The organism is Aphanizomenon sp. UHCC 0183 (assembly GCF_009712065.1).
GTDB classification, from domain to species: domain Bacteria; phylum Cyanobacteriota; class Cyanobacteriia; order Cyanobacteriales; family Nostocaceae; genus Dolichospermum; species Dolichospermum heterosporum.
In genome coordinates this window covers 25,503-30,504 of record NZ_VILC01000180.1, presented here as the reverse complement: position 1 = coordinate 30,504, position 5,002 = coordinate 25,503, and the positions used below count along the sequence as shown (strand labels likewise).

Here is a 5,002-nt window from a genome sequence, read left to right as displayed (position 1 = left end):
CCCAGCATTTTCGGCTTTGACTGTTAGTATTGAAATAAATTGTCCCCAACCGGCATCGTTAATACTTTTTGCCAATCTTGTTCTAGCAAGTCCCTTGATGTTTAACTTTTCAACAGCTACTACATCATATTTTTTCAGTAGATTGTTTGCAGTTTTAAAATGAAAATCTTTGCGGGTATCTGATACTTTCTTGTGTTGAATACCCAGTTTTTTAATAGCTTTTTTACGACGATTAGATCCTTTCTTCCTACGAGAAACACGACGTTGTGCTGACTGTAATTTACGTTCAGCTTTACGCAAAAACTTAGGGGCGGCAATTCTTTCATCGTCTGAAGTGACGATAAAATCTATTAAACCTACATCAATACCAACAATATTATTAGCATTAAAATCAGGTTTAATCGTTGGAACTGTTTTGTCGTCAAGACTTAGAGTTACATAATACCCGTCTGCTTTTTTAGTGACAGACACAGTTTTAATATTAAACCCATCGGGTATTTGACGATGAACAATTACTTTAATATCACCTATTTTTGATAACGTGATTCTGTTATTAACAAAGTGATGTTGCTTGAATTGGGGGAAAGTGAAAGTTTTATATTGCCCCGCACCTTTAAATCTAGGTTTTCCAGATTTCTTACCATTTACATCGCCTTTTAACCATCGGTCAAAGGCTAACTCAACTTTTTTAGGGACTTCCTGTAGCACCTGAGAATGAATTGTTGTGTACCAAGGACGGTCTTTTTTAAGTTGAGTTAATGATGCTTTTTGACTGTAATAATTTGGTTTATCCTTGAGTTCTGGTAGATAGCAAACGAAAATGGAACATTTATCAATAGGAGAACGGTTTTGTTCATACCAATGAAACCGTTGAGCCAGCAAATAATTATATTGATACCGCAACATTTCTAGTGTTTTATCAATCTTTTCTGCTTGCTCTTTTGTTGGTTTAATTTTGTATTGGTAGGATGTCCGCACCTGATTATTGCCTTTTTCTTGTATTGGTGTTACCATTTTAGTATACACCAATTGCAAGAGATATGGCAAGAGGCTCATGAAAAATGATTTTGTCTTAAAGGGAAGGTCGGTCAGCGACTTAAAAGTACATCTAGTTTTAACGACAAAATATAGGCGTAAAGCCTTTACTGGAGAGATGTTACGGCGGCTGCACGTCATTTTAGAAGAGCTATTAGTTAAATGGGATTGCAAGCTTGTGGAGTTCAATGGAGAAGAGGATCATATCCATTGCTTATTTCAATACCACCCGGACTTAGAATTAAGCAAACTGATAAATAATCTTAAATCAGTTTCTTCTAGGAAGTTACGCCAAGAATTTTCGGAACATTTAGCCGAAATTTATTGGAAAGATGTTTTTTGGAATGGGTCTTATTTTGTAGCTAGTTGTGGTGGGGTAACTATCTCAACGTTACGAAAATATATTGAAAATCAAAATTCACCGGAAGAATAAGAAAGTGTTCGTTTCCTCCATGTTCCCTTCCTTCGTGCTACGCACATTAGTCAGGGAACTGTCGTCAACTCACGCGCCATTCATCCCACGCTCCTAAGAGTGAGACGTGGGGCTTCTGTCGGTTAAGCTAAATCTATAGATGTTTTGTAAACTTCTCCATCTGGCATTATCGCACCTGTCAGTAACCCAGCCCTAAAGGGACTGGGCTTGCAAGAGTAATCAAGCAAGCCGTACTGACCAGACCACCCTGAGTTTACTCTCATGGTAGCCGTTATTTGAGTCACGACACCCCGGAATGCGTTGCCCCTTCGGGGTTCAGCAGTCGCTCATGGGGGAAACCCCCAAGACCGCGCTGCTTCACTAGTTCCCTGCTCTGTCATTTGCAATTAAACAGTTTTAAGGTCACTGAAACAGTGTTGCAAGTCTAAAAAGCTCTTATAACTGGTCGTTCGCGCCAGCGTGCCGGAGGCATCTAGCTAACATTACCCCAGAAATGGGAGTTGGTTTCCAGGTTCCAATCAAAAATCTGGTTTTAATTTTAATATCCACAGCGGTTAAAACCGCTCGTGTCGTTTCCCTCTCAGGTCTAAAGACGCGCTCGTTTCCCACTTACCGGGTATTCTTATGAAAGCATAGAAATACCCAGCATTGCCATTATGCCTGAAGGAAAAAGACTAAACATATATTTCACTGATGAGGATGATTTAAAGCTTTATGCAGAAATATCAACGGCAGCGAAAAACGAAAAACGCTCAATGAGCCAAATTGTAAAAATACTTATCAGTGATGCCATAGCGAAGCGCAAACACCAAAAACAAAAAGAACTAACATGACTACAGAACAAAGACTTGACCGCGTGGAAACTGAATTTGCTACCATTCGTCAACTACTGATCTCAGCCGCTACCTATGCTGAATCAGCTAATCGGCGGATTGATGAGTTAGGTACAAAACAAGACCGTACTCAAATCATGTTGGATGAGTTAGGTACAAAACAAGACCGCACTCAAATCATGTTGGATGAGTTAGGTACAAAACAAGACCGCACTCAGACACAACTTGACCAATTATCAAGCAGAGTTGATGAGTTTATCTTTCATACTCAGCGCCTATTTAACAAAGCAGGTAGTGAGATAGAAGAAACAAAGGCAAGAACTGAAAGATTAGAAGCATTAATGTTAAAACTTGATCGAAACTATGAAGAACAGAAATCACAGTTTCAGGAATATCAATTGACAACTAATGCAGCATTGGAACGAATTGACCGAGTTTTAGACTATCTGTTGAGACAGTCAGGAAATTAAACAGCTTGGGTTTAGCATTGTGCTTTACCCCTACATATTTCTTCTTCCTCTGAATTTGCGTCTTTGCTCCTTAGCGACTTTGCGCGAAACCCATTCCAATCTCAAACCCCCAACCTCGGACGAATCCCATAATTTCTATATTGCCAATAATCCCGCAAAATCCGGTCATGATCAAAACACAAATTACCAGGAACACACCAAGGCGAGAAAATACCCAAACTCTTAGCATCATCACCCGCCAAAGGTTCACCCGTAGCAGTTGCTAAAAAGACAATACTAATCGTATGCTGACGGCGATCGCGCTTAGGATCAGAATACACTAATAACTGTTCGACTAATTCTACTTTTAAACCTATTTCTTCCTCTGCTTCCCTAATTGCCGCCTTTTCCACCGATTCACCATAATCAACAAAACCACCGGGTAACGCCCAACCTAATGGTTCATTATGTCTTTCAATCAGGATAATGGGGCGATGAGGTCTATCAATTAATTCAATAATGATATCAACGGTGGGTGCAGGATTTCTGTAAGTCATAAAATTTTAGATTTTGGATTTTAGATTTTGGATTATGTATTAATTGTTTACTGTTATTTCTATTTCTTCATGAATCAGAACAGTCAACGCTGGCTATGGCATGATAAATTCGATGCGTGATTTATAAAAAATTACGTTTTCCTATATTTCAGGTTAAATATGCCTTTTCCTAGATCAAGTGGTATTTTACTACATCCTACTTCTTTCCCCAGTCGGTTTGGTATTGGGGATTTGGGTTTGGAAGCTTATCGGTTTATTGATTTTCTCAAAAATAGTCAGCAGCAATATTGGCAAGTTTTACCGCTAGGACCGACTGGTTACGGTAATTCTCCTTATATGTGCTACTCCGCAATGGCTGGAAATTACTTTTTGATTAGTCCAGAGAAGTTGTTAGAGGAGGGTTTGTTAATTGCCGAAGATTTGGCTGATTTACCAGATTTTACTGTAGATAAGGTAGATTTTAATGAGGTGATCCCTGTTAAGGTCAATCTGCTCATTAAAGCTTGTGAGGATTTTAAAATTAAAGCAAATTCAACTCAAAAACAAGCTTTTGCTAAGTTTTGTGCTGATAAAGGCTATTGGTTAAATAATTATGCGCTATTTATGGCTCTTAAAGATATCCAAAATGGTGCAAGCTGGTACAATTGGGAACCAGAATTGGCAAAGCGTGAACCAGCAGCTTTAGCTCAGATGGAAAAAGAATTAGCAGAGGAGATTTTTTATTACAAGTTTGTTCAATATGAGTTTTTCCGGCAGTGGTCAGAACTGAAAAACTATGCTAATGACAATGGGATAGAGATTATTGGTGATATCCCTATTTATGTAGCCCATGATAGTGCTGATGTGTGGGCTAATCCTGAGATTTTTGCCTTAGATGAAGAAACGGGAGAAGTGGCTTTAATGGCGGGAGTTCCACCCGACTACTTTAGCGCTACTGGTCAATTATGGGGAAATCCGGTTTATAACTGGGAAGAATTGCAAAAACAAGATTTCAAATGGTGGATATTACGCTTTGAGGCGATGCTGGATTATGTGGATATAATTCGCATTGATCATTTCCGGGGTTTTGAGGCTTATTGGGCTGTTCCCCAGGGAGAAACGACTGCCATGAATGGCAAATGGATTGAAGCACCTGGAGTGGCTTTATTTGAGGCAATTAGAAAGCGTTTAGGTAAGTTACCTGTTTTGGCGGAGGATTTGGGAATTATTACGCCAGAAGTGGAAGCACTGCGAGATCAGTTTGAGTTTCCAGGGATGAAAGTGTTGCAGTTTGCCTTTGGTTCTGATCCCGGTAATCCTTTTTTACCCTTTAACTACACACGAAATGCTGTAGTTTATACTGGTACTCATGATAATGATACGACTGTAGGCTGGTTTAATGCTGCAAATGATTACGAAAAGCAAAATCTATTGTTGTATTTGGGTTGTATCAGTCCAGATGGTATAAACTGGGATTTAATTAGGTTAGCTTTGAGTTCTATTGCCAATCAAGCAATTATACCTTTGCAGGATGTATTAGGTTTAGGGACTCAAGCCCGGATGAATTTTCCCAGTACAGCGGTGGGAAATTGGGAGTGGCGTTACCAATCGGGGGTATTAACGCCAGATTTAAGCGATCGCCTAAAAACTCTCACTTTCCGTTGCGGACGCGCTTATAGGGAAGCAGGTGACAGGTGACAGGGAGTAGGGGGAGTT

General features: G+C 39.6%; 6 protein-coding genes. 4 read left to right on the top strand and 2 right to left on the bottom strand.

The window, feature by feature from the left end:
- Positions 1-978: RNA-guided endonuclease TnpB family protein (locus tag FJR37_RS26130; protein ID WP_168467520.1), on the bottom strand; the 978-nt coding region annotated here is incomplete at its 3' end.
- A gap of 76 nt (positions 979-1,054) precedes the next feature.
- Here FJR37_RS26130 and tnpA point away from each other — a divergent pair.
- The 3 genes from tnpA (at position 1,055) to FJR37_RS26115 (ending at position 2,771) form a co-directional block, all read left to right on the top strand.
- Positions 1,055-1,468, top strand: coding sequence for an IS200/IS605 family transposase (gene tnpA, locus FJR37_RS26125; protein ID WP_168467519.1), 414 nt, complete (start codon positions 1,055-1,057; stop codon positions 1,466-1,468).
- A 656-nt stretch (positions 1,469-2,124) separates the two neighbouring features.
- Complete coding sequence (locus FJR37_RS26120; protein ID WP_168467518.1) at positions 2,125-2,301, top strand: hypothetical protein; 177 nt, start codon at positions 2,125-2,127, stop codon at positions 2,299-2,301.
- Positions 2,298-2,771 carry a 6-aminohexanoate hydrolase gene (locus FJR37_RS26115; protein ID WP_168467517.1) on the top strand — a complete coding sequence of 158 codons (474 nt, stop codon included), beginning with the start codon at positions 2,298-2,300 and terminating at the stop codon, positions 2,769-2,771. The genes FJR37_RS26120 and FJR37_RS26115 overlap by 4 nt, the downstream gene beginning before the upstream one ends.
- A 101-nt stretch (positions 2,772-2,872) precedes the next feature.
- Here the strand turns inward: FJR37_RS26115 and FJR37_RS26110 are convergent, their stop codons facing one another.
- Positions 2,873-3,307: an NUDIX hydrolase gene (locus FJR37_RS26110; RefSeq protein ID WP_168467516.1), complete on the bottom strand. Its 435-nt coding sequence runs from the start codon at positions 3,305-3,307 to the stop codon at positions 2,873-2,875.
- 159 nt (positions 3,308-3,466) lie between these two features.
- Here FJR37_RS26110 and malQ point away from each other — a divergent pair, with 159 nt between their 5' ends.
- Positions 3,467-4,984: a 4-alpha-glucanotransferase gene (malQ, locus tag FJR37_RS26105; protein WP_168467515.1), complete on the top strand. Its 1,518-nt coding sequence runs from the start codon at positions 3,467-3,469 to the stop codon at positions 4,982-4,984.
- Positions 4,985-5,002 lie beyond the last annotated feature (18 nt).